We start from the raw sequence: 22,194 nt of genomic DNA, 5'->3' as shown, positions 1-22,194 counted from the left end.
TCAGACCCCGGTCCCGTGCCAGCGCAGGCCGTCCAGGCGCCGGATGGTGAAGCCGAGAAAGCCCGCGGTCAGCAGCAGGAAGTACAGTGCGTCGGTGGACACCACCCGGCCCTGGACCAGGCCCTCGTAGTGCGGCAGCACCGCCAGGTAGGCGATCACCGGGTCGCCGCTACCGAGGGCAGTGTCCAGGCCGAGCAGGGCGAGCAGGACGCCGGCGGTGAGCACCACGGCGACGGCGGGCTGTGCGACCAGGCTGGAGGCGAACAGGGCCACGCTGGCCATGGCGGCCGCCACCAGCCCCAGCGCCAGCGCCGCCGCGGCCAGGCGCCCCAGGTCCAGCTCCGTGCCGGCAAGCAGGCCCAGCGGCATGAACAGCCAGCCCGCCAGGAACACGAGCAGGTAGGCCAGCGCCGCCAGGTACTTGCCCAGGACGATCTCGGTGACCGCCAGCGGCGCCGCGAACAGCAGCCGCAGGCTGCCGCTGCGGCGCTCCTCGGCCAGCAGCCGCATGGCCAGCAATGCCGCCGCCAGCAGCAGCACGCCCAGGAGCACGTAGCTGCCGAAGAACGGCGCCACCACCAGGTCGGTAACCCCGAGGGGGCTGTTGGTCTGCTGCAGCACCGCCTGGTACTGGCCGCGGAAACGCTCCACCAGCGTCAGGAACCACCAGGCGCCGACGACCTGGCCGAGGGCCAGCAGCAGCCAGGGCAGCGGGGCGGCGAACAGCGTGCGCAGCTCGCGGCCGGCCAGGCGCAGCGCGATCATGCGGCCTCCTCCGGCCGCGGCGCGGTGCAGGCCAGGAACACCTGCTCCAGCGTGCGCACCTCGCGCGCGAGCTCCCGCAGTCGCCAGCCGCCGTGGGCCGCCTGCGCGACAATGCCGTCCAGTGCGGCCTCGTCCCGGACCACGACGCGCAGGGATTGCTCGCCTTCCGCCTCGGCGGCCAGCACCCCGTCGAGCGCCTGCACCGCGTCCGGACGCGGCGGCCGGTCAAAGCGCAGGCGGTAGCGACGATCGCCGTCCGCGGCTGGTGCCACCGCCTGCTCATGGATGATCCGGCCGTCATGGAGGATGGCCACGCGGTCGCAGGCCGCCTCCACGTCCGCCAGCACGTGGGTGGACAGGATGACCCCGTGGTCACGGCGCAGATCCCCGATCAGGGCACGAACGCCCTGCACCTGGCGGGGATCGAGCCCGACCGTGGGCTCATCGAGGACGACCAGGGGCGGCTGGTGCACGATCGCCTGGGCGATGCCCAGGCGTTGCTGGTAGCCGCGGGAGAGATTGCGTATCACGCGCCGGCGCACGCCGCCCAGGCAGCAGCGCTCCAGGGTCCGCTCGACCAGGTGGCGGCGCCGCGACCGCGGGATCCGCCGCACCACGGCGGCCCAGTGCAGATAGTCGATCACCCGGGCATCCGGCTGCAGCGGCGGGGTCTCCGGCAGGTACCCGAGGCACTGCCGGGCGGCCCGCGGTTCCGCCAGCAGATCGTGGCCGGCCACGCGGATCGTGCCGGCCCCGGGTGCCAGCACGCCGCAGAGCATCTCCAGCGTCGTGGTCTTGCCGGCCCCGTTCAGGCCCAGCAGGGCAAGGCACTCACCGCGGCCGACGCGCAGATCGATGCCGCGTACCGCTGCATGTGGGCCGAACGCACGCGCCAGGCCCGTCGTTTCCAGTAGCACTTCCGCTGTCATGCGCATTCCGCTGAACCATCCGCTCGGTTCATGGCTGGGGATACTGTTCCAGTACCGTGCGCGACCATTCAATGGCGTCCAGGTAACACTGAATCAGCGTGGCGCCGGGAATGTCCTCCCGCAGCTCCAGCCATTCCCAGTCGCCGGCCTCGTAATGCAGGACGCAGTCGAGCACCTCTCCGGCCGCGCCGGTACGCTCCAGCAACGCACGGTGGACCTCGCGGCTCAGCGGCAGTTCCGCGACCACCTCCCGCAGGGGCATGTCGAGAACCGCATCCAGGCCGGAGAACAACCCCACGGTAAAGTACGTATCGCCATTGCCGCCATGGATCTCGCGCCCCACAAGCTCGCACATGCGCGCCCGCACGGTGAGCACCCCGATGAGCTCCGCCGGCTTGTCATCCACCGCCGCAATGGCCATGAGCGACGCCCAGCGGCGGAGCTCGTTGAGCCCCAGGTAGAGAATGGCCTGCCGGATGGAATCCAGCGGCTTCTGGAGCTGGTAGTAGGCGGAGTTCATGTACCGGAGCAGACGGTAGCTGAGGCCGACGTCGGTGCCGATGATCCGCTCCAGCTCGGCCACTTCCAGCTCAGGCTGCTGAATGGCAGCCAGCAGGCGGACCGTGGGCAGCCGGCTCGCCGGCACCGCGGCGCCGCGAACGGTCCGGGGCCGGCTGAGGAAATACCCCTGGAAATAATGGAAACCCAGATCCAGGCAATCGCGGAACTGGTCCTGGCTCGCGATCTTCTCCGCGAGAAAGCGGATGCCCGGGCGCTTGATCTGCTCCAGGGTACGGGCGAGGGAGCGGGCACTGCGCCCCTCCACCTCCAGTTTCACGATGTCGGCATACTCCAGCAGGGGGAGTGCCTCCGGCTCCGGCTCGAAGTCGTCCAGGCAGATCCGGAAGCCGGCCCGGCGCAGATCCCGGAGCGCCCGCATCACATCCTGCGACGCCGGCACGGTCTCCAGCACCTCGAGGACGATTCTGGCGGCGGGCAGCGTGCGCTGCTGCGCCTCGCGCACTAGCGACTCCGCCCCCATGTTAACCATTGCCGGGTACCGCCCGACCAGGCGCTCCAGCCCGATGACGGTGAGCGCGTTGCTCAGCACGTCGCGGGTGGCGGCTTCGTCATCGCTGACGTCGGCGGATTCGGCTTCCGCCGTCGCGCGGAACAGCAGCTCATAGCCGAACAGGCGGAGGTCCCGGTTGAACACGGGCTGGCGGGCGACGAACACCTCGCTCATGGATGCCGCCCCATGAGCGCGCGGCCGGCCGCTTCACCGGCCGCCGAGCGCCGCCGGCAGCAGGGCTGGCACTGCATTCCGGCCGCCATGCGCGCCGGCCGCGCTGATGCTATCGCCATGGCGTCCCCGCGTCCCTTCCGCCAGACCAATGTGCGCCCGGAGCCGGCAGGGCGACAACAGGGCGCCGCCCGCGTCACCCGCCCACGGAATGCAACGGTACCATCAGTTCCCGCTCGACCGGTATCGTTCGCTGGCGCGTCGGTGGCCCGCGGCGGCGGGCCGGAGGGAAGGGCACTACGAAAACGGGCCCGCGCATTCGGCGCAGGCCCGCGGCAGGAGGCGCCGGGCGCCGGATTTACTTGATCTTGGCTTCGCGGTAGGTCACGTGCTTGCGCACCACTGGATCAAACTTCTTCATCTCGAGCTTGCCGGGGGTGTTGCGCTTGTTCTTGTCGGTCGTATAGAAGTGACCGGTTCCCGCTGTGGATACCATCCGGATCTTGTCGCGCATACCGTCCTCCTCAGACCTTCTCGCCGCGGGAGCGCAGCTCGGCGAGCACCGTGTCGATGCCCTTCTTGTCGATGGTCCGCAGGCCCTGGCTGGACACCCGCAGCCGGACCCAGCGCTGCTCGCTCTCCACCCAGAAACGGTGGTAGTGGAGATTCGGCATGAACCGCCGACGCGTCGTATTGTTCGCGTGGGATACGTTGTTCCCGGTAGCCGGGCGCTTGCCCGTTACCTGACATACTTTGGACATGGAAATCGCCTCCTGCAATCCGGCGTCGCACCCCGGCGGGCGCAGAGTCGCGTTTTATACCAGCAACGCGGCTAGCGTTCAACCGCGATCCGGCTCCCGAGCCGGCGTCCGCCGGCTTCACCGTTTTTCAGGCCCCCACTTGAAAGCCCCGCGCCCGCCCTCATCTCTTGTCCCAGACAGACCGTTTTCAGCAGCCAAAACAGGAGGTTGTCATGAACAACATGCGGCGTTACGAGCCTTGGAGCGTGTTGAGCCAGCTCAGCAACGAGATGAACTCGCTGTTCGGCACGCCCGCAGGCCAGGCGGCGGCCGACCCGAGCAACATGGCCACCAGCGACTGGGCGCCGGCGGTGGATATCCAGGAGGAGAAGGACCGCTACGTGATCCAGGCGGACGTGCCCGGCGTCAAGCCGGACGACATCGAGGTGCAGATGGAGAACGGCATTCTCACCATCAAGGGTGAGCGCAGTGCCGAGGACGTGCAGGAGGGCAACGGCTACAAGCGCGTCGAGCGCGTGCGCGGATCGTTCCATCGCCGCTTCACCCTGCCCGAGACGGCGGATGCGGAGAACATCACCGCGACCAGCCGCAACGGCGTGCTGGAAGTCGTCATCCCGAAGCAGGAGAAGGTTCAGCCGCGCCGCATCACGGTGCAGGGCTGAGCACGCCGGCCGCCACCGGCGGTGGCGGCCGCGGAGGCTCCGTCGGCGCAAGACAACGCAGCTCAGGGGTGATACCACCGTATGGAGTACAAGGACTACTACAAGACGCTGGGCGTGGACCGCAACGCCAGCCAGGATGAGATCAAGAAGGCGTACCGGCGTCTTGCGCGCAAGTATCACCCGGACGTGAGCGAGGAGAAGGACGCGGAGGCCCGCTTCAAGGAGATCAGCGAGGCCTACGAGGTCCTCGGCGACCCCGAGAAGCGCGCGACGTACGACCAGCTGGGCAGCCGCTGGCAGCAGGGCGAGGATTTCCGGCCGCCGCCCGGCTGGGAGTTCCACGGCGGACGCCGCGGCGCCCGCGGGGGTGCCGACGCCGACTCGGTGTTCAGCGACTTCTTCGAGTCGATCTTCGGCGGCGGCGATCCCTTCGGGCGCGGCGAGCCGTTCGGCGGCGGCGATCCCTTCGCAGGTGGACGCGCCCAAGGGTTCCGTGCGCGCGGGTCGGGCTTCCGCGCCCGCGGCGAGGACCAGCATGCGCGCATCACGATTACGCTGGAAGACGCCTACCACGGCGCGACGCGCAACCTGAACCTGCAGACCCAGCGCGAGGACGGGCAGGTCGAGCCGCGCCAGGTGCGGGTCAAGATCCCGCCGGGCGTCACCCAGGGCAAGCAGATCCGGCTGGCGGGCCAGGGTCCGCCGGGCATGGGGGGCGGTTCCCGCGGCGATCTGTACCTGGAGGTGAACATCGCGCCCCACCGGCAGTACCGCCTGCAGGGCAAGGACGTGTACCTGGACCTGCCGGTCACCCCCTGGGAGGCCGCGCTGGGGGCGACCGTGAAAGTGCCGACCCTGGGCGGGTGGATCGACATGAAGATCCCGCCCGGCGCCCAGAACGGCCAGCGTTTCCGGCTCAAGGGACGCGGGCTCCCGGGCAAGCCGCCGGGCGACCAGTACGCGGAGCTCAGCATCGTGACCCCCAGGGCGGATACCGACTCCGCGCGCGAGCTCTATGAACGGATGAGTCGCGAGATGCCCATGAATCCACGGGAAAACCTGACGGTGTCGTGAGCCATGAAAACGTTCGATGAACTGCGACAGGGACTGGAGCACGCCTGGGACCAGGCGGTCGAGGGCTGGCGGCATCTGCGCGATCGCGCCGGCGCCGCTTTGACGCGGTTCTACCCGTTGCGGCCGCGCGGCCAGACCCCGACACGCGAGGAGGCCCATGCCCGGCGCGGTGCTTCCTGGGGGCTGCTCGCCGCAGAGGTCCTGGAAGACGATGACGCCGTGGAGGTACGGCTCGAGGCCCCGGGGATGCAGGCCGGGGATTTCGATCTGTCGGTTCGCGACCAGACCCTGATCATCCAGGGCGAGAAGCGTGTCAACCGGCAGATCGACGACGGCCGCTACCATGTCATGGAGCGGGCGTACGGCGCTTTCCAGCGCAATGTGCCGCTGCCGTCACCGGTGGACGACAGCGGGGCGGAGGCAAGCTACCAGGAGGGTGTCCTGGTGGTACGACTGCCGCGCACACGGAGCGCCCGGACCCGACGCATTACCGTCCAGCACCGGTAGCCGCCGCACCGCGACCGATCAGTGCCGGAAGCGCACCGGCCGCAACTCGCAGGGTGCGCCCTGTCGCGCCGGGCTGCACCAGATCGTCCCGGTCCCGCTCGCTCGCGCCACTGCGCGCCGGCGGTGGATCCACGCGACATCGCGCGTCATTCGGGAGAGGGTGCGGCACGCCGCGCCGGCTACGTGGACGACCGTCCCGGAGGTCTTGTCACGTTTTAGCGTCAAGGTCAGTAAGGGGCGGGGACGCTTGCCGCGGTGCCGGAATCTGCTTAGGATTGCCTTGCCCGCGGACCGATGCACTCCGTACGTCACAGGGAGAACGGCATGAGCGAGATGAACGTGGAGCAGGCGCGTTTCAACATGGTGGAACAGCAGATCCGCCCGTGGGAGGTCCTGGACCCACGGGTGCTGGAGGTGCTGCAGCACACCCCCCGGGAGCGGTTCGTCCCCGATCACCTGCGCAATCTCGCGTTCTCCGACATGAACCTGCCCCTCGGCCACGGCGAAGTCATGCTGTCGCCGAAACAGGAAGGCCGTATCGCCCAGGCGGCGGAGCTGGATCCGTCCGAGCAGGTCCTCGAGATCGGCACCGGCAGCGGCTACCTCACCGCCTGCCTGGCGCGCCTGGGCGGCCATGTCACCAGCGTGGACATCCACGAGGACTTCCTGGAGCACGCCGGTGACCGCCTGGAGCGCGAAGCCATCCGCAACGTCACCCTCAAGGCGGGTGATGCCGCCGCCGGCTGGGACGACGGCAAGCGCTACGATGCCATCGTCGTCACCGGCGGCCTGCCGGAGCTGCACACCGGCTTCCACCATTCCCTGACGGTGGGCGGTCGGCTGTTGCTGATCGTGGGGGAGGTCCCGATCATGGAGGGGCTTCTCATCACGCGCGTGGGTGATGACCAGTGGTCCACCGAGAGCCTGTTCGATACCTGGCTGCCGCCGCTGGTGAACGCCCCGCGCACGCGCCGCTTCGATTTCTGATCGCCCGAGCACGGCAGAGGGCCCCATGAGCATGGATCCGCCCGCCCCCGGCGCCCGTACAGCCGCGACCCAGGCGGCGGACGTGGTCGTCGTCGGCGGCGGCATGGTGGGCGCGAGCCTGGCGGCGCTCCTCGGCCGGCGCGGGCTGGACGTGGTCCTCGTCGAGGAGCAGCCGGCGACGTCCGCGGACACGCCTGCCGCCGCACCGCCCGACCTGCGCGTATCCTCCGTCAACCTGGCCTCGGTGGAGCTGTTCCGCGCCGTCGGTGCCTGGGAGCCCATGACCCAGCACCGGGTCTGCCCGTTCCGCCGCGTCCACGCCATGGACGAGCACGGCGGCGTGCTGCGGTTCGACGCCCGCGAGACGGGACACGACTGGTTCGGCTGGTTCGTGGAGAACCGCGTCATTCTCTCCGGGCTGCGCGAGGCGCTGGCCGGCGTCGACACCGTCCGGTGGATCACGGCGGCACCGGTGACCCTGGAGACCGACGCCGACCGGGCGCGGCTCGGCCTGGACAACGGCCTGCGCCTGCACGCCCCCCTGGTGGTGGGCGCCGACGGCGCGGGCTCGAGCATCCGCGGCCTGGCGGGCATCGATGTCACGGCCCGGGACTACCAAACCCGGGCGCTGGTCACCAACGTCGAGACCGAGCTGCCCCAGCAGGACATCACCTGGCAGCGCTTCACCCCGGAGGGCCCGCAGGCCTTTCTGCCGCTGTGCGGCCACCGGGCCTCGCTGGTGTGGTACGCACGCCCAGAGACGGTGCAGCTGCTGGAGTCGCTGGACGACGAGACGCTGATCGCCGAGATCACGGATGCCTTCCCCGCCGAGCTCGGCGGTCTCCGGGCGGTAACCGGGCGCGCCAGCTTTGCCATCCGCAGCCAGCACGCCACCCGGTATACCGGCAGCCGCATCGCCCTGGTCGGCGACGCCGCCCATACCATCCACCCCCTCGCCGGGCAGGGCCTGAACCTCGGCCTGGAGGGCGTCAACCGGCTGGCAGCGGCCATTCTCGATGCTCGGAAACACCGTCGTGACCCCGGCACGGCGGTGGCGCTGGCCGATTACGAGCGCCGGCACCGGCCGCGGGCGCTGACCATGATTGCCGCCACCGATACGCTGCACCGGCTGTTCACCGCGGAAGCCGGCGTTCTGCCGCGGCTGGGCAACGGTGTCCTGCGCCTGGCCGACCGGCTGCCGCCGGGCCGCCGGGCGGTCATGCGGCACGCCATGGGCCTGACGCCGGCAGGTAGCCACCGACCAGTTCCATGACCCGCCGCGTGGCCCCGCGGTTGGCCTCGATCAGGGCCCGCGCCCGCCGCCCCATGTCCGCCCGCTGCTCGGGCCGCTCCAGGAGTTCGATGACGGCATCGGCCAGGAGGTGGTGATCCGCCACCCGGCAGGCGCCCCCCTGGGCCACCAGCTGCTCGACGATCTGCTCGAAATTGAAGGTGTGCGGCCCCACGACGATGGGCAGCCCCAGGGCGGCGGGCTCCAGGACGTTCTGTCCCCCCAGGGGCACCAGGCTGCCCCCCACGAAGGCCACGTCGGCGGCCGCATAGTAGACCGGCATCTCGCCCATGGTGTCCCCCAGGAGGACGGTGGTCTCCGGCGTGGCGGGAACGCCGCTGCTGCGCGTCACCACCGTCTCGCCGCGCTCCCGGCACAGGGCCTCGATCCGCTGGAAACGGTCGGGGTGGCGGGGAACGAGGATCAGCAGCGCCGCGGGCACGTGGCCCCGCACCTGGTCGAACGCCGCCAGCACGCCCTCTTCCTCGCCCTCGCGGGTGCTGGCAGCCACCCACACGGGCCGCTCGCCGCCGAGCATGCCGCGCAGGGCCTCCCCCTGCTCGGTGGCGCTGGCCGGCACGCTGACATCGAACTTGAGGCTGCCGGTCACGGTCACCCGCTCCGCCGGCGCCCCCAGGTGAATCAGGCGCCGGGCGTGCTCCCGGCTCTGGGCCGCGATGGCGTCCGGGCAGGCCAGCACCCCCGCCATGAGGCGGCGGAAGCGACGGTAGCCGCGGGCACTGGCCGCGGACAGGCGGGCGTTGATCAGCAGCAGCGGGATCCCCCGGCGGTGGATGCCGGCGAACAGGTTCGGCCACAGCTCCATTTCCACGATGACCGCCAGCCGCGGGCGGAGGGCGCGCAGGAACACGGCCACCGCGTGCGGGTAGTCAAAGGGCAGGTAGGCGTGATGCACGCCCTCGCCGAAGAGGCGCTCCACGTGCGCGGCCCCGGTGGGCGTCATGGTGGTCACGACCAGGGGCACGCCCGGATAGGCCTGGCGCAGCTCGCGGATGAACGTGGCGGAGGCCTGCACCTCGCCCATGGACGCGGCGTGCAGCCAGATCGCCCCCGCCGGCACCACCGGCGCCTGCACGCCGAAACGGCGCGGCCACTGCTCGCGGTACGCCGGCTCCCGCCGCGCCCGCCAGCCCAGGTACACCAGCAGGCCCGGGGTGAGAAGGTACAGCAGCAGGCTGTAGAGCACCCTCATTCGACCTCCGGCACCGCCGTTCCGCAGGGTTCCAGGCGCTCCGCCGGAGGCGTGCGCAGCAGCGCATCCAGCCGCTCCAGCACGTCGTCCACCCGGATCAGCTCCATGGCGTCCGCCTTGCGCACGCGCTGCCCCCAGGGCACCTGGTCGACCTCGCGGCCCAGCTCCACCCGCAGCGCGTCGGGATAGCGATTCACCACCCACTGCCGCCCCAGGTAGGGGCCGGTGCGGTCCGGGTTGGACGTGGCGTACAGGCCGATCACCGGCGTCCCCGCGGCAATGGCCATGTGCGCGGGACCGGAATCCGGCGAGACCACGACCGTGGCGCGCTGCAGCAGGGCCAGCAGCTCCTTGAGCCCGGTGCGACCGATGCAGTCGATCACCGGGACACCGGCCCGGGCGCGAATGCCCTCGGCGTAGCGGCGTTCCTCGTCGCTGGGGCCGCCGGTGAGAACCACCTGCATGCCGTGCCGGGTGACGGCCTCGTGGGCGAGCGCGGCATAACGCTCCACCGGCCAGTTGCGGAAGTTGTTGAAGCGCTGGCTGCTGCACGGGCTGATCACCAGCGTCGGCAGGTGGTCGGGGATGATCGGCTCCGCCCGGTCGCGCGCTTCCTCGGGCAGGGGGATGTCCCAGCGCAGGTGCTGCCGGGTAATGCCCAGGGCACGCAGGAAATCGAAGAAGCCGTCCATGACGTGGGCGCGCGGATGGGGCGCCACCCGCCGGTTCACGAACAGCCCGTGGCCGTCGCGGCTGCGTGCGCGGTCGAAGCCCACGCGTACGGGCGCGCGCACGGCGGTGGCGGCGACGCCGGCGCGCAACGCCACCTGCATCAGCAGCAAGGCGTCGAAACGGCGGCCGGCGAGCCGGCGGCGCAGCTCCAGGTACCCCTTCAGCCCGGCGCGCTTGTCGAAGGTGATACACTCCACGCCGTCGAGGTCGCCGAGCAGGGCCGCCTCCGTCCGCCCGATGATCCAGGTCAGGCGGGTGCGCGGCCAGACGGACTGCAGGGTACGGACCACCGGGACCATGTGGCAGCAGTCACCGATGGCGGACAGCCGGAACAGGCACAGCTGCTCCGGGGGTTCCGCGAAGGACGCCGACGGGTTATGGACCATCAGGTTGTGCAGCAACATGGCTCGGTGCATTCCATTCACGATCCGCGCTACGTGGACCCCCTGCCGGAGTGGCTGTTCGATCCGGAGGCACTGGCCCGGCGCGGCCTGATCGACGGCACCAGCGTCGGCCGCAACCAGGCCTGGTTCTTCCGTCTCGCGGACGAGCCGCTGGTCCTGCGTCACTACTGGCGGGGCGGCATCGTCGCGCGTTTGTCACCGGATGTCTATGTCTGGACGGGGCGGGAGCGCACGCGCGCCTTCCGCGAGTGGCGCCTGCTGGCCCACCTGCGCAGCCGGGATCTGCCGGTCCCGGCCCCGGTGGCCGCACGGGTCCGCCGCCGGGGCACCGGCTACCGGGCCGATCTGGTCACCGCGACCATCCCCGAAGCGCGCCCCTTCGACGAGTGCCTGCGCACCGGCCGCGCCGACGGCGAGGCATGGTACCGTGTGGGCACGGTGATCGCGGCGTGCCACAGCGCCGGCGCGTGGCACGCGGATCTCAACGTGCGCAACATCCTCCTGGACGCCGCCGGCACGCCCTGGATCATCGACTGGGATCGCGGCCGCCTGCGCCGCAGCAGCCCGCGCTGGCAGACCGCCAACCTCGAGCGCCTGCGCCGCTCCCTGGCCAAGGACCCGACCCTGGACGCCCTGGCGCAGACCCACTGGCAGCAGCTGCTGGCCGGCTATCAGGCCGGATCGACACCGTCCCGGATACGCTGAACGAGGCCGGTGGTGGAGACACCGTCGACGAAATCCAGCACCACCACCTCGCCGCCGCGGGCGCGGACATGATCGGCGCCCACGATGGTCTCGGGCCGGTAGTCGCCGCCCTTGACCAGCACGTCCGGCTCCAGGGCGCGAATCAGCCGCTCCGGGGTATCCTCGCCGAAGGCAACCACGTAGTCCACCGCCGCCAGGGCCGCCAGCACCTCCATGCGCTGGGTCAGCGGCGTCAGGGGACGCCCGGCGCCCTTGAGGCGGGCCACCGAGGCATCGTCGTTGACCGCCACGATGAGCCGGTCGCCCAGCTCCCGGGCCTGCTGCAGGTAGGCCACGTGCCCCGCGTGCAGCAGGTCGAAGCAGCCGTTGGTGAATACCAGGCGCTCGCCCCGGGCGCGGGCGTCCGCCAGCAACGCCTGCAGCTGCTCCTCGTCCACCGGGCCCTGGTCCTGCTCGCGCAGGCCGTGCAGGGCGTGCCGCAGCTCCGCCGGGGTGACGGTGGCCGTGCCCACCTTGCCCACCACGAGCCCGGCGGCCACGTTAGCCAGCGCCGTGGCCACCGGCAGCTCGGCACCGGCGGCCACGGCGGCGGCCAGCACCGAGATCACGGTATCGCCGGCACCCGTGACGTCGAAGACCTCGCGGGCATGGGCCGGCAGGTGCAGGACGTCGCCGCCGCGGGGGATCAGCGTCATGCCCCGCTCGCCGCGGGTGATGAGCAGCGCGCCCAGGTCCAGGCTCGCCAGCATGGCGCGCCCGCGCTCCTCCAAGGCGGCGTCGTCGGGACACGGCCCGGCCACGGCCTCGAACTCCCCCAGGTTCGGGGTCACCAGGTCCGCCCCGCGGTAGCGGCTGAAATCCTGCCCCTTGGGGTCCACCAGCACCGGCCGGCCCGACCGCCGGGCCGCGTCCAGAAGGGAAGGAACGTCGCGCAGGGTGCCCTTGGCGTAGTCGGACAGCACCACCACGCCGACGTCGCCGAGCGCCGCCTCGAAGGCGGCCTGGAAGGCCGCATCGTCCACGGCGCCGAAGGGCTGCTCGAAGTCCAGCCGGATGAGCTGCTGGCGCCGGCTCAGCACCCGGAGCTTGCAGATGGTCGGGTGGCCCGCCACCGCCTGGAAGCGGCAGTCCACGCCCACTTCGCCCAGGCGCCGCTGGAGGTCGCCGGCGGCGGCGTCGTCACCGGTCAGCCCCTGCAGGACCACCTGCCCCTGGAGCGCCGCCACGTTCAGGGCGACGTTGGCCGCGCCGCCGGGGCGGTCCTCGGTGGCGCCCACGCGCACCACGGGCACGGGCGCCTCCGGCGACACGCGGCTGGTATCACCCGTCCAGTAGCGGTCCAGCATGAGGTCGCCGACCACGAGGACGCGCGCGCGGGAGAAATCCGGTAGGGCAAGTTGCATGGTCCGGCCTGCCTGTCTGGCGAACGATCCGGGAATTCTACAGAATCCCGCGCCCGCGAGTCTGTCGCCGGCGTCGCGGTCGCGGCGCCAGGGAAACGCTCAACACTGCGCGCGAGCTGGTACCATCCGCTCCACGCAACCGGCACCGGAGCAGCCGATGGGGAAACGCGGGCGCAAACGCAGGAGCTTCCCGGCGCATCCTGCCCACCCGTACAACTGGGGCCAGGTGCTCATGCTGGCCAGCCTGTGGCTGCTGGCGCGCCTGCCGTGGCGGATCGGCGTGCGCCTGGGCGGGGCCCTCGGCGGGGCGGCCTACCATGTCGCCCGTGAGCGCCGCCGAATCGCACGCAGGAACCTGGAGCTGTGCTTTCCGGAGAAGGACGCCGCCGCCCGGGAGGCCCTGGTGCGGGAAAACTTCCGCGCCACCGGCCGCGCCCTGGCGGAGACCGCACTGGCATGGTACGGCGGCCCGCAGGTGGAGCGCATTCCGGTCACCGTCGCGGGCCGGGAGCACGTCCACGCGGCCATGGCGGCCGGCCACCCGGTCATCGCCATGTCCGGGCATTTCCTGCCGGTGGAGCTGTGCGCCCGCCTGCTGCCCGACGCCATCCCCACAGTGGCCATCTACAAGCCCATGACCAAGCGCCCGGTCCTGGACCGCGCCATGTACCGGGCGCGGCGGCGCAACGTGGTCGACGCGCTGGCCCGGGACGACATCCGCGGCATGAAGCGCGCCATGAAGGATGGCCGCATGCTCTGGTACGCCGGCGACCAGGACTACGGCCGGCGCCACAGCGTCTTCGCGCCGTTCTTCGGCGTCCCCGCCGCCACGGTGACGGCGCTGAGCCGGCTCAGCCGCATGGGCCGGGCGACGGTGATCCCGCTGTTCTTCTTCCGCGAGGGCGACGGCAGCTACCGCATCGAGTTCCAGCCACCCCTGGACGGCTTTCCCTCCGGCGACGACCTGGCGGACGCCACGCGCATGAACCGGACGCTGGAAGAGGCCGTGCGGCGCTACCCCGGGCAGTACCTGTGGATGCACCAGCGCTTCAAGCGCCGGGAACGCAAGGGGGACGACCTCTATGGCCGGCGCCGACGCTGAGGCCGGGACCGCGCGCCAGCAGCGGCTGGCAGTGCTCATCGCCTTCACCGGCGACGGCGGCGTGGAGAACATGGTGACCAACCTGCTGCACGGGTTCGTCGCCGAGGGCGTAGCGGTGGACCTGCTGCTGCTCAAGGGCCGCGGCGGCCACCTGGACCGGATCCCCGCGGCCGTGCGCATCCACCACCTGAACGCGCGCACCTCGCTCCAGGCCCTGCCGGCGGTGATGCGCTACCTGCGCCGCGAGCGCCCGAAGGCCCTGCTGGTGGCCAAGGACCGGGCCAGCCGGGTCGCCCTGCTCGCCCGGCGCCTGACCGGCGTGGACACGCGGGTGGTGCTGCGCATGGGCATGCACCTGAGCGGCTCCCTGGCGGGCAAGAGCGCCCTGCGGCGGTGGTCCCGGTACCTCCCCGTGCGCTGGCTCTACCCCTGGGCGGACGCCATCGTCACGGTGGCGGATGCGGTGGCGGACGATCTCGCCCGCATCGGCAACATCCCGCGGGAGCGGTTCACCGTGATCCGGAACCCGACCATCCCGCCGGACCTGGAGGCGCGCACGCAGGCCCCGGCCGCTCACCCGTGGCTGCCGGCCAGCGTCGACGCCCCGGTGTTCCTCGGCGTGGGGCGGTTCACCGCCCAGAAGGACTTCGCCACGCTGCTCCGCGCCTTCGCCGCACTGCGGCGCAGCCGGCCCGGGCGGCTGATCCTGCTGGGCGACGGCCCGGAGAGAGACCGGCTGGAGACCCTCGCACGGGAGCTGGGCATCGGCGCGGATGTCGCCATGCCCGGCTTCCGCGACAATCCCTGGGCCTGGATGGCGCGCAGCAGCGTCTTCGTGCTGTCGTCCCGCTGGGAAGGGGCGCCGAACGTGCTGGTCGAAGCCATGGCCGCAGGGACGCCGGTGGTGGCCACCGACTGCCCCAGCGGCCCGGCGGAGATCCTGGATCACGGCCGCATCGCGCCGCTGGTCCCGGTGGGCGACGCCCACGCCCTGGCCGCAGCCATGGGCGATGCGCTGGATCGTCCGCCGGACCCCGCCCGCCTGCGGGCCGCGGTGGCGGACTACCGGCTCCCGGCCAGCACCCGCCGGTATCTCGAGGTGCTCGGGTACTGAGCCCCCGCGGACGATGACGTATAATCGCCACCCACCGGGCCCGGAGGCATCATGCTGATCTCCTACAGCAGGAACTTCCTGTTCGTCCACATCGCCAAGACCGGCGGCACCAGCGTGCGCGCGGCCCTGCGCAAGTACCGCTGGGGCGGGTGGTACTCCGTGCCCCTGGGCCTGGCCAGCGTGGCCAGCCAGATGACCCGGCCGCGCCACAAGCTGGGGCTGAAGTTCCCGCGGCACGCCAAGGCCATCGCGGCGCTGGAAATGCTGCCCACGGAGGTCTTCGAGGGCTTTTTCAAGTTCACCGTGGTGCGCAACCCGTGGGACCTGCAGGTGAGCTCTTACCATCACATCCAGCGGGAGAAGCCCGAGGTGCTGGCCGGCATCCTCACCTTCGAGGACTTCCTGCGGCGCAAGTTCGACCCGGAGCGCCCCTACGACTTCATGCTGGACATCTCCGCCGAGCGCCAGCACGAGTACCTGGTGAACCTGCGCGGGGAGCTGATCGTGGACTTCATCGGCCGCTACGAGCGGCTGCAGGCGGATTTCAACCGCATCTGCGAGCACATCGGCGTTACCGCCCCGGCCCTGCCCCACCTGCGCCGGGCGGACGACCGGGAGGACTACCGCCGCTACTACACCGATGAGCTGGCGGAGCTGGTCGCGCGCCACTACCAGCGGGACCTGGACCTGCTGGGCTACCGCTTCGACCCGCCGGAGACAGCCTCCGCCGGGGCCTGAATCCGCGCTGCCCGCCGCCGGCCCGGCTGCCGCCTCAGTCGCGCCGGCTCAGGCGCACGAGCTCCTCGTCCGCCGGGTCGAAATCCCGGATATAGAACTCGGCGCCGCAGTAGGGGCACTTGGCCTCGCCCGTCTTGTGGATGGGCAGGTAGACCTTGGGGTGCGAGTTCCACAGGTACATGCCCGGCATGGGGCAGGACAGCGGCAGGTCCGCCTTGGTGATCTCGTAGCGGTTCTCGGCGTTGGGCTGGATGAGATCCGTGCGATCGTGGGTCTGTGGATCAGCCACTGCGATTCCTCCCGGTCGGGTCAGACGAAGGTCAGCCACTCGTCGTAGGCGCTGCGGCGCCCTTCCACCTGATCGAAATACATGGACTGCAGGCGCTCCGTGATCGGGCCGCGCTTGCCCGCGCCGATCTGCCGGCCGTCGAGCTCGCGAATGGGGGTCACCTCGGCGGCCGTACCGGTGAAGAAGGCCTCGTCCGCGGTGTAGACCTCGTCGCGGGTAATGCGCTTCTCCTGCACCGGCAGCTCGATGTCCCGCGCCAGCTGCAGCACCGTATCCCGGGTGATGCCGCCCAGCGCGCCGGCCAGTTCCGGGGTGATCAGCACGCCGTCGCGGATCATGAAGAAGTTCTCGCCGGAGCCCTCGCAGACGAAGCCGTCGGTGTCCAGCAGCAGCGCCTCGTCGTAGCCGGCGTCGGTGGCCTCCTTGAGCGCCAGCATGGAGTTGATGTAGTTGCCGTTGGCCTTGGCCCGGCACATGGTGGAGTTGACGTAGTGCCGGCTGAACGATGACGTCTTGATGCGGATGCCGCGCTCGATGTTCTCGGCACCCAGGTACGCACCCCATTCCCAGGCGGCGATGATGGTGTGGACCTGGAGGCCGTCGGCGTGCAGGCCCATGCCCTCGGAGCCGAGGAAGCTCATGGGCCGGACGTAGGCGCTGGCGAGGTTGTTCTCGCGGATGCAGCGCAGGATGGCGTCGTTGATCTCGTCCGGCGTGTGCGGAATGGTCATGCCCAGGATCTTGGCGGAATCGAACAGCCGGCGGGTATGCTCCCGCAACCGGAACACCGCCGTGCCGCGGTCGGTATGGTAAGCGCGGATGCCCTCGAAGACGCCCATGCCGTAGTGCAGGGTATGGGTCAGTACGTGCACGCGCGCATCACGCCACGGCCGCAGCTCACCGTCCATCCAGATGATGCCGTCGCGATCCTCCATCCCCATGGCAGGCTCTCCTCACGCTCTTGCCCGCACGCCGCGGGTGTCTGATTGTACGATCCGGCGCCCGCACCGGTCCCGTCAGTCGTCGTCCATCAGCCGCTGCCAGATCTCCGCTACCTGGCCGCTGAGCTCGCCGAACACCTCTGCCGGAACCACGGCCGGCTCCTCCTGCAGGGTCAGGTAGTGCACACGCGCCCGGTAGGCCCGGTAGGCGTCCACCAGCAACCCGGCCTCGTCCCGGCTGATCCAGCCCGCTTCGCTCAGCTCGCCCAGAAGGCGGATGTTATCGGTATAGCGAAGGAGCCGGGGCGCGCGTGCAGCCCCCGACAGGACGCCATATTGCACCATAAATTCGATATCCGCGATACCGCCCCGGTCCTGCTTGATGCTGAACTGGCCGGCTTCCCGGGAGCCCTTCTCCGAGCGCATGCGCTCGCGCATGTCCCGGACTTCCCGCCGCAGGGTGTCGGCATCCCGCTCCTGCGCCAGGACCTCCCGCCGGACGCCTTCGAAGGCTTCGCCCAGGGCCTCGGGGCCGGCCACGTAGCGGGCCCGTACCAGCGCCTGGTGCTCCCAGGTCCAGGCCTTTTCCTGCTGGTAGTCGCGGAATCCCTCCAGCGTCGTCGCCAGCAGCCCGGCACGGCCGCTGGGGCGCAGGCGCGTGTCCGTCTCGTAGAGCACGCCGCCGGCCATGGTGGCGCCCAGGATGTGGATGATGCGCTGGGCCAGGCGCATGAAGAACACGTTGTTGTCCACCGGCCGGTCGCCGTCGGTCACCTGGTCCTCGCCGCGGCTGTCATGGAGGAACACCAGGTCCAGATCGGAGCCGTAGCCCAGCTCCAGGCCGCCCAGCTTGCCGTAGGCGACGATGCCGAAGCCGGGGTACGCTGCCTCGCCGTCGACCCGGCACGTGGGCCGGCCGTGACGGGCCTCCAGATGACTCCAGGCAAGGTCCAGCACCTCGGCGAGAACCACCTCGGCGATATCCACCAGGTGATCGCTCACCACCATGAGCGGCATCACCCCGGCCACGTCCGAGGCGGCCACGCGCAGGGTGTTCGCCTGCTTGAACTGCCGCAGCACCTCCATGCGCTGCTCCAGGTCGTCGCCGGGCGCGGCGTCCAGGCGCTCGCGCAGCTCCCGGGCCAGGGCCTGGCGGCGCAGGGGCGCGTACAGCGTGCGCGGGTCCAGAAGCTCGTCCAGGAGCATGGGGTAGAGCGCCAGATGGCGCGCGATCCAGGGACTGGCGGAGCACAGCTTCACCAGCTGCGACAGGGCCATGGGGTGCTCCACCAGCAGCGCCAGGTAGGCCGTGCGCCGGACGATGGCCTCGAGCAGGTCCAGCACGCGCGCCAGGGTGGCGTCGGGACGCTCGGCGGCGGCGATGGCGCCGAGGAGCAGCGGCATCAGGCGGTCGAGGCGGCCGCGCCCGGTCTCCGTCAGCGAGCGGCAATGGGAGCCGTCGCGGAACGCGTTGATCCGCTCGAGGCATTCCGACGGCGCCTCGAAGCCGTTGGCGCCCAGCACCGCCTCCGCGGCCTCGCCGGTGACCGTCCCGCTCCAGACATCGCCGAGCTCGGGCTGCTCGTGCTCCTGGCGCCCATGCTCCGCCTGGGGCGCCGCGAACACCTGGTCGAAATGGTCGTGGACATGCCGCCGCACCTCCGCCAGACGCTCCTGGAACCGGTCCCAGTGGTCGAAGCCCATGCTGTAGGCCAGGCGCTGCTGATCGAACGGGTCCTCGGGGAGTACGTGGGTCTGCTTGTCCTTCATGGCCTGCAGCCGGTTCTCGGTGCGACGGAGGAACTCGTAGCCCTCCAGGAGCTGGCGCACGGCGAAGCCGGGCAGGGCGTTGTGCTGCCCGAGGTACTCCAGCACGCGGATGATGCTGCGCTCCTGCAGGCCCCGCTCGCGCCCGCCGCGGATGAGCTGGAATGCCTGCCCGATGAACTCCACCTCGCGGATGCCGCCGGCGCCCAGCTTGATATTGTGCTCCAGACGCCGGCGCGCAACCTCCGCGGCGATCATGCCCTTCATCTCGCGCAACGACTCCAGGGCGCCGTAATCCAGGTAACGCCGGTAGACGAACGGCCGCAGCGCCTGGAGCATGGCGTCGCCCGCCTCGCGGTCGCCGGCGACCACGCGTGCCTTGATCATGGCGTAGCGTTCCCACTCGCGCCCCTGGGACTCGTAGTACGTCTCCAGCTGATCGCTGTGCATCACCAGCGGCCCGGACTCGCCGTAGGGGCGCAGGCGCATGTCCACGCGGAAGACGAACCCGTCGATGAGCTGTGCGTTGAGGCTGTTGATGACCTTCTGGCCGAGACGGGTGAAGAACTCCTGGTTGGCCAGGGACCGGCGCTCGCCGTCGGTCTCGCCGGGGGCGGCGAAGCCGAAGATGAGGTCGATGTCCGAGGAGTAGTTGAGCTCCCTCCCCCCCAGCTTGCCCAGGCCGAGCACGTAGAAGCCCACGGCGCGGCCCGCGTCATCCCGCGGCGTGCCGAAGCGCTCGCGCAGCCGGGTCTCGTGCCACGAGACCACGGCACCAAGGCAGGCGTCGGCGTGATCCGAGAGCTCCCGGAGCGTCTCCTCCAGGCCGGCCCAGCCGGCGAGATCCCGCCAGGCGATACGCACCAGCGCGCGACGGCGGAAACGGCGGAGCTCGCCGTTGAGCGTGTCCTCGTCGGTGACCCCGGCGAGCGCCCGCTGGATCCGGGCGGCGTACTCGCCGTCGTCGTAGGGCCGCTCCAGGTCGCCGCTGGTCACCAGATCGTGGAGCAGCTCCGGCTCGCGGATGCACGACCGGGCCACGTAGGAGCTGGAGGCCCAGACCATGGGCAGGGACTGCAGCGGCAGGTCGGCGGCGGGCAGCTCGCCCACGTCCTGGTAGTCCGCCAGCCACTCGGCGACCTGGTCCCGGAGCATCCTGGGCAGGCGGGACATGGCACGGTCGATGAGTTCGCTGGCGTTGCTCACGGGGCCTCCTGTATCCGTGCCGGTTCCGGCATCGTACTGAGCCCCGGCCCGGTAAATCCAGCGTTCGTGCACGCCGCCGGGACAAAAAAAGACCCCGCCGAAGCGGGGTCTCGTGGATCGGGCGTCGGGACGCCGGACGGCTTACATCATGCCGCCCATGCCTCCCATGCCGCCCATGCCACCCATGCCGCCCATGTCGTCGCCGCCACCGGACTTGTCCTCCTCCGGATGCTCGGCGATCATCACCTCGGTGGTGATCATGAGCGAGGACACGGACGCCGCGTTCTGCAGCGCCGTACGGGTCACCTTGGTGGGATCCAGGATGCCGTACTCGATCATGTCGCCGTACTCGTCGGTCTGGGCGTTGTAGCCGAAGTTGCCCGAGCCCTCGAGGATCTTGTTGAGCACCACGGCGCCGTCGATGCCGGCGTTGCCGACGATCTGGCGCAGCGGCTCCTCGATGGCGCGGCGGACGATGCCGATGCCGGTGTCCTGGTCGTTGTTGTCGCCCTTGAGGCCTTCCAGGGCCTTGAGGGTACGCACCAGGGCCACGCCGCCGCCGGGAACGATGCCTTCCTCGACCGCCGCGCGGGTGGCGTGCAGGGCATCCTCGACGCGGGCCTTCTTCTCCTTCATCTCCGTCTCGGAGGCTGCGCCCACCTTGATGACGGCCACGCCGCCGGCCAGCTTGGCGACGCGCTCCTGGAGCTTCTCGCGGTCGTAGTCGGAGGAGGCATCCTCGATCTGCGTGCGGATCTGCTCCACGCGACCCTTGATGTCCTCGTTGCGGCCGGCGCCGTCGACGATGGTGGTGTCTTCCTTGGTGACGTTGACCCGCTTGGCGGAGCCCAGGTCATCCAGGGTGGCCTTCTCGAGGGTCAGGCCGACTTCCTCGGAGATCACCGTACCGCCGGTGAGCACCGCGATGTCCTGCAGCATGGCCTTGCGGCGGTCGCCGAAGCCGGGCGCCTTGACCGCGGCCACCTTGACGATGCCGCGCAGGCTGTTGACCACCAGGGTGGCCAGGGCCTCGCCCTCGATGTCCTCGGCCACGATCAGCAGCGGCCGGCTGGCCTTGGCCACGTTCTCGAGGACCGGCAGCAGCTCGCGGATGTTGGAGATCTTCTTGTCGCAGAGCAGGATGTAGGGGTCATCCAGCTCGGCGGTCATGCTCTGCTGGTTGTTGATGAAGTACGGGGAGAGATAGCCCCGGTCGAACTCCATGCCCTCGACGACATCGAGCTCGTTCTCCAGGCCGGAGCCCTCTTCCACGGTGATGACACCTTCCTTGCCGACCTTCTCCATGGCCTCGGCGATGATCTCGCCGACGGAGCTGTCGGAGTTGGCGGAGATGGTGCCCACCTGGGCGATGGCCTTGCGGTCCTCGCAGGGCTTGGAGAGGTTGCGCAGCTCCCCGGTGGCCGCCGTGACGGCCTTGTCGATGCCGCGCTTGAGGTCCATGGGGTTCATGCCCGCGGCGACGGCCTTCATGCCCTCGCGCAGGATGGCGTGGGCCAGGACCGTGGCGGTGGTGGTGCCGTCACCGGCCACGTCGGAAGTCTGGGAGGCGACCTCCTTGACCATCTGGGCGCCCATGTTCTCGAACTTGTCCTTGAGCTCGATCTCCTTGGCCACGGAGACGCCGTCCTTCGTCACCGTGGGGGAGCCGAAGCTCTTCTCCAGCACGGCGTTGCGGCCGCGGGGACCCAGGGTGACCTTGACGGCATTGGCGAGCGTGGTCACGCCCGACATCATGCGCTGGCGCGCGTCATCACCGAAACGTACGTCTTTTGCTGCCATGTTGACTATCCTCTTGCGATTCGTTGTCCGGTAGAGCGGGTGGCGTCAGGCCTCAGCCCTCGATCACGGCCATGACGTCTTCTTCGCGCATGACCAGCAGGTCCTCGCCCTCGACCTTGACCTCGGTGCCGGCGTACTTGCCGAAGAGCACCTTGTCGCCGACCTTGACGTCCAGCGGGCGGACTTCGCCGTTTTCCTGGGGCTTGCCCTTGCCGATGGCGACCACTTCGCCCTTGATGGGCTTCTCCGCGGCGCTGTCGGGGATGACGATGCCACCCGGCGTGGTGCGCTCTTCTTCCATACGCTTGATGATCACGCGATCATGCAAAGGACGAATGTTCATCGGACCTCTCTCCTAATGCGTTGGCGGGCGTGCGCCCGATTGGTACCAAGTGTTGTTAGCACTCCCTCTTTGTGAGTGCTAATGATAATTGCGGCGGACAATGAGTCAAGAGTGCCTCCACCGCCCGCACGTGCCCTGACGCGACGGGTCCGATGTCGGGGCGGCGCTGGTACAATTCAAGGCCGGCAGGCATCCACCGCCGGTGCCGGGCCCCAGCG

22 protein-coding genes are annotated in these 22,194 nt (G+C 70.4%); 9 read left to right on the top strand and 13 right to left on the bottom strand.

Annotated features, from left to right (window positions below):
• From QWY84_RS04315 to rpmB, 5 genes are all read right to left on the bottom strand, one after another.
• A complete protein-coding gene (locus tag QWY84_RS04315) occupies positions 1-765 on the bottom strand; it encodes an ABC transporter permease (RefSeq protein ID WP_290201219.1) in 765 nt (254 codons plus the stop codon).
• The gene (locus QWY84_RS04310; protein WP_290201218.1) at positions 762-1,694 is read right to left on the bottom strand and encodes an ABC transporter ATP-binding protein; all 933 of its coding nucleotides are present in this window, start codon (positions 1,692-1,694) and stop codon (positions 762-764) included. The genes QWY84_RS04315 and QWY84_RS04310 overlap by 4 nt, the downstream gene beginning before the upstream one ends.
• A gap of 28 nt (positions 1,695-1,722) precedes the next feature.
• A complete protein-coding gene (locus QWY84_RS04305; protein WP_290201217.1) occupies positions 1,723-2,940 on the bottom strand; it encodes an EAL and HDOD domain-containing protein in 1,218 nt (405 codons plus the stop codon).
• A 355-nt stretch (positions 2,941-3,295) separates the two neighbouring features.
• A complete protein-coding gene (gene rpmG, locus QWY84_RS04300; protein WP_290201216.1) occupies positions 3,296-3,451 on the bottom strand; it encodes a 50S ribosomal protein L33 in 156 nt (51 codons plus the stop codon).
• 10 nt (positions 3,452-3,461) lie between these two features.
• The gene (rpmB, locus tag QWY84_RS04295; RefSeq protein ID WP_290201215.1) at positions 3,462-3,698 is read right to left on the bottom strand and encodes a 50S ribosomal protein L28; all 237 of its coding nucleotides are present in this window, start codon (positions 3,696-3,698) and stop codon (positions 3,462-3,464) included.
• A 221-nt stretch (positions 3,699-3,919) separates the two neighbouring features.
• On the opposite strand from rpmB, the gene QWY84_RS04290 reads away from it, so the two are divergent.
• The 5 genes from QWY84_RS04290 to QWY84_RS04270 all read left to right on the top strand — a co-directional run bounded on the left by QWY84_RS04290 (position 3,920) and on the right by QWY84_RS04270 (position 8,201).
• Complete coding sequence (locus tag QWY84_RS04290) at positions 3,920-4,360, top strand: Hsp20/alpha crystallin family protein (RefSeq protein WP_290202675.1); 441 nt, start codon at positions 3,920-3,922, stop codon at positions 4,358-4,360.
• 81 nt (positions 4,361-4,441) lie between these two features.
• The gene (locus QWY84_RS04285) at positions 4,442-5,434 is read left to right on the top strand and encodes a DnaJ C-terminal domain-containing protein (RefSeq protein ID WP_290201214.1); all 993 of its coding nucleotides are present in this window, start codon (positions 4,442-4,444) and stop codon (positions 5,432-5,434) included.
• 3 nt (positions 5,435-5,437) lie between these two features.
• Positions 5,438-5,941: an Hsp20/alpha crystallin family protein gene (locus QWY84_RS04280; RefSeq protein WP_290201213.1), complete on the top strand. Its 504-nt coding sequence runs from the start codon at positions 5,438-5,440 to the stop codon at positions 5,939-5,941.
• Positions 5,942-6,265: 324 nt separating this feature from the next.
• Entirely contained in the window at positions 6,266-6,928 is a 663-nt protein-coding gene (locus QWY84_RS04275; RefSeq protein WP_290201212.1) for a protein-L-isoaspartate O-methyltransferase family protein, read from the top strand.
• Positions 6,929-6,953: 25 nt separating this feature from the next.
• Positions 6,954-8,201, top strand: coding sequence for an FAD-dependent monooxygenase (locus QWY84_RS04270; protein ID WP_290201211.1), 1,248 nt, complete (start codon positions 6,954-6,956; stop codon positions 8,199-8,201).
• Here QWY84_RS04270 and waaA read toward each other — a convergent pair.
• Both waaA and QWY84_RS04260 read right to left on the bottom strand, forming a co-directional pair.
• Complete coding sequence (gene waaA / locus QWY84_RS04265; RefSeq protein WP_290201210.1) at positions 8,146-9,432, bottom strand: lipid IV(A) 3-deoxy-D-manno-octulosonic acid transferase; 1,287 nt, start codon at positions 9,430-9,432, stop codon at positions 8,146-8,148. The genes QWY84_RS04270 and waaA overlap by 56 nt on opposite strands.
• Positions 9,429-10,568 carry a glycosyltransferase family 9 protein gene (locus QWY84_RS04260; RefSeq protein ID WP_290201209.1) on the bottom strand — a complete coding sequence of 380 codons (1,140 nt, stop codon included), beginning with the start codon at positions 10,566-10,568 and terminating at the stop codon, positions 9,429-9,431. Before QWY84_RS04260 ends, waaA begins: the two co-directional genes overlap by 4 nt.
• Here QWY84_RS04260 and QWY84_RS04255 point away from each other — a divergent pair.
• Positions 10,542-11,273, top strand: a complete 732-nt coding sequence (locus QWY84_RS04255) for a 3-deoxy-D-manno-octulosonic acid kinase (RefSeq protein ID WP_290201208.1) — start codon at positions 10,542-10,544, stop codon at positions 11,271-11,273. The genes QWY84_RS04260 and QWY84_RS04255 overlap by 27 nt on opposite strands.
• Here QWY84_RS04255 and hldE read toward each other — a convergent pair.
• Positions 11,240-12,676 (bottom strand): bifunctional D-glycero-beta-D-manno-heptose-7-phosphate kinase/D-glycero-beta-D-manno-heptose 1-phosphate adenylyltransferase HldE, encoded by a 1,437-nt coding sequence (gene hldE, locus QWY84_RS04250; protein WP_290201207.1) that lies wholly within the window; start codon positions 12,674-12,676, stop codon positions 11,240-11,242. The genes QWY84_RS04255 and hldE overlap by 34 nt on opposite strands.
• Before the next feature lie 157 nt (positions 12,677-12,833).
• Here hldE and QWY84_RS04245 point away from each other — a divergent pair, with 157 nt between their 5' ends.
• From QWY84_RS04245 to QWY84_RS04235, 3 genes are read left to right on the top strand one after another with little or no spacing between them, the layout of a single operon-like run.
• The gene (locus QWY84_RS04245) at positions 12,834-13,778 is read left to right on the top strand and encodes an LpxL/LpxP family acyltransferase (protein WP_290201206.1); all 945 of its coding nucleotides are present in this window, start codon (positions 12,834-12,836) and stop codon (positions 13,776-13,778) included.
• The gene (locus tag QWY84_RS04240; protein ID WP_290201205.1) at positions 13,759-14,892 is read left to right on the top strand and encodes a glycosyltransferase; all 1,134 of its coding nucleotides are present in this window, start codon (positions 13,759-13,761) and stop codon (positions 14,890-14,892) included. Before QWY84_RS04245 ends, QWY84_RS04240 begins: the two co-directional genes overlap by 20 nt.
• A 51-nt stretch (positions 14,893-14,943) precedes the next feature.
• The gene (locus QWY84_RS04235) at positions 14,944-15,630 is read left to right on the top strand and encodes a sulfotransferase family 2 domain-containing protein (RefSeq protein ID WP_290201204.1); all 687 of its coding nucleotides are present in this window, start codon (positions 14,944-14,946) and stop codon (positions 15,628-15,630) included.
• 34 nt (positions 15,631-15,664) lie between these two features.
• Here the strand turns inward: QWY84_RS04235 and QWY84_RS04230 are convergent, their stop codons facing one another.
• From QWY84_RS04230 to groES, 5 genes are all read right to left on the bottom strand, one after another.
• Complete coding sequence (locus QWY84_RS04230) at positions 15,665-15,919, bottom strand: zinc-finger domain-containing protein (protein ID WP_290201203.1); 255 nt, start codon at positions 15,917-15,919, stop codon at positions 15,665-15,667.
• Positions 15,920-15,939: 20 nt separating this feature from the next.
• The gene (locus QWY84_RS04225; RefSeq protein ID WP_290201202.1) at positions 15,940-16,860 is read right to left on the bottom strand and encodes a branched-chain amino acid transaminase; all 921 of its coding nucleotides are present in this window, start codon (positions 16,858-16,860) and stop codon (positions 15,940-15,942) included.
• A 75-nt stretch (positions 16,861-16,935) separates the two neighbouring features.
• The gene (glnE, locus tag QWY84_RS04220; RefSeq protein WP_435372981.1) at positions 16,936-19,800 is read right to left on the bottom strand and encodes a bifunctional [glutamate--ammonia ligase]-adenylyl-L-tyrosine phosphorylase/[glutamate--ammonia-ligase] adenylyltransferase; all 2,865 of its coding nucleotides are present in this window, start codon (positions 19,798-19,800) and stop codon (positions 16,936-16,938) included.
• Positions 19,801-19,974: 174 nt separating this feature from the next.
• Positions 19,975-21,633 (bottom strand): chaperonin GroEL, encoded by a 1,659-nt coding sequence (gene groL, locus QWY84_RS04215; protein ID WP_290201200.1) that lies wholly within the window; start codon positions 21,631-21,633, stop codon positions 19,975-19,977.
• Positions 21,634-21,685: 52 nt separating this feature from the next.
• The gene (groES, locus tag QWY84_RS04210) at positions 21,686-21,976 is read right to left on the bottom strand and encodes a co-chaperone GroES (protein WP_290201199.1); all 291 of its coding nucleotides are present in this window, start codon (positions 21,974-21,976) and stop codon (positions 21,686-21,688) included.
• Between the last annotated feature and the right edge of the window lie 218 nt (positions 21,977-22,194).

The organism is Aquisalimonas lutea (assembly GCF_030409225.1).
Taxonomy (GTDB): Bacteria; Pseudomonadota; Gammaproteobacteria; order Nitrococcales; family Aquisalimonadaceae; genus Aquisalimonas; species Aquisalimonas lutea.
The sequence above is the reverse complement of the archived record's forward strand: the minus strand, read 5'-3'. Positions and strand labels throughout refer to the sequence as shown.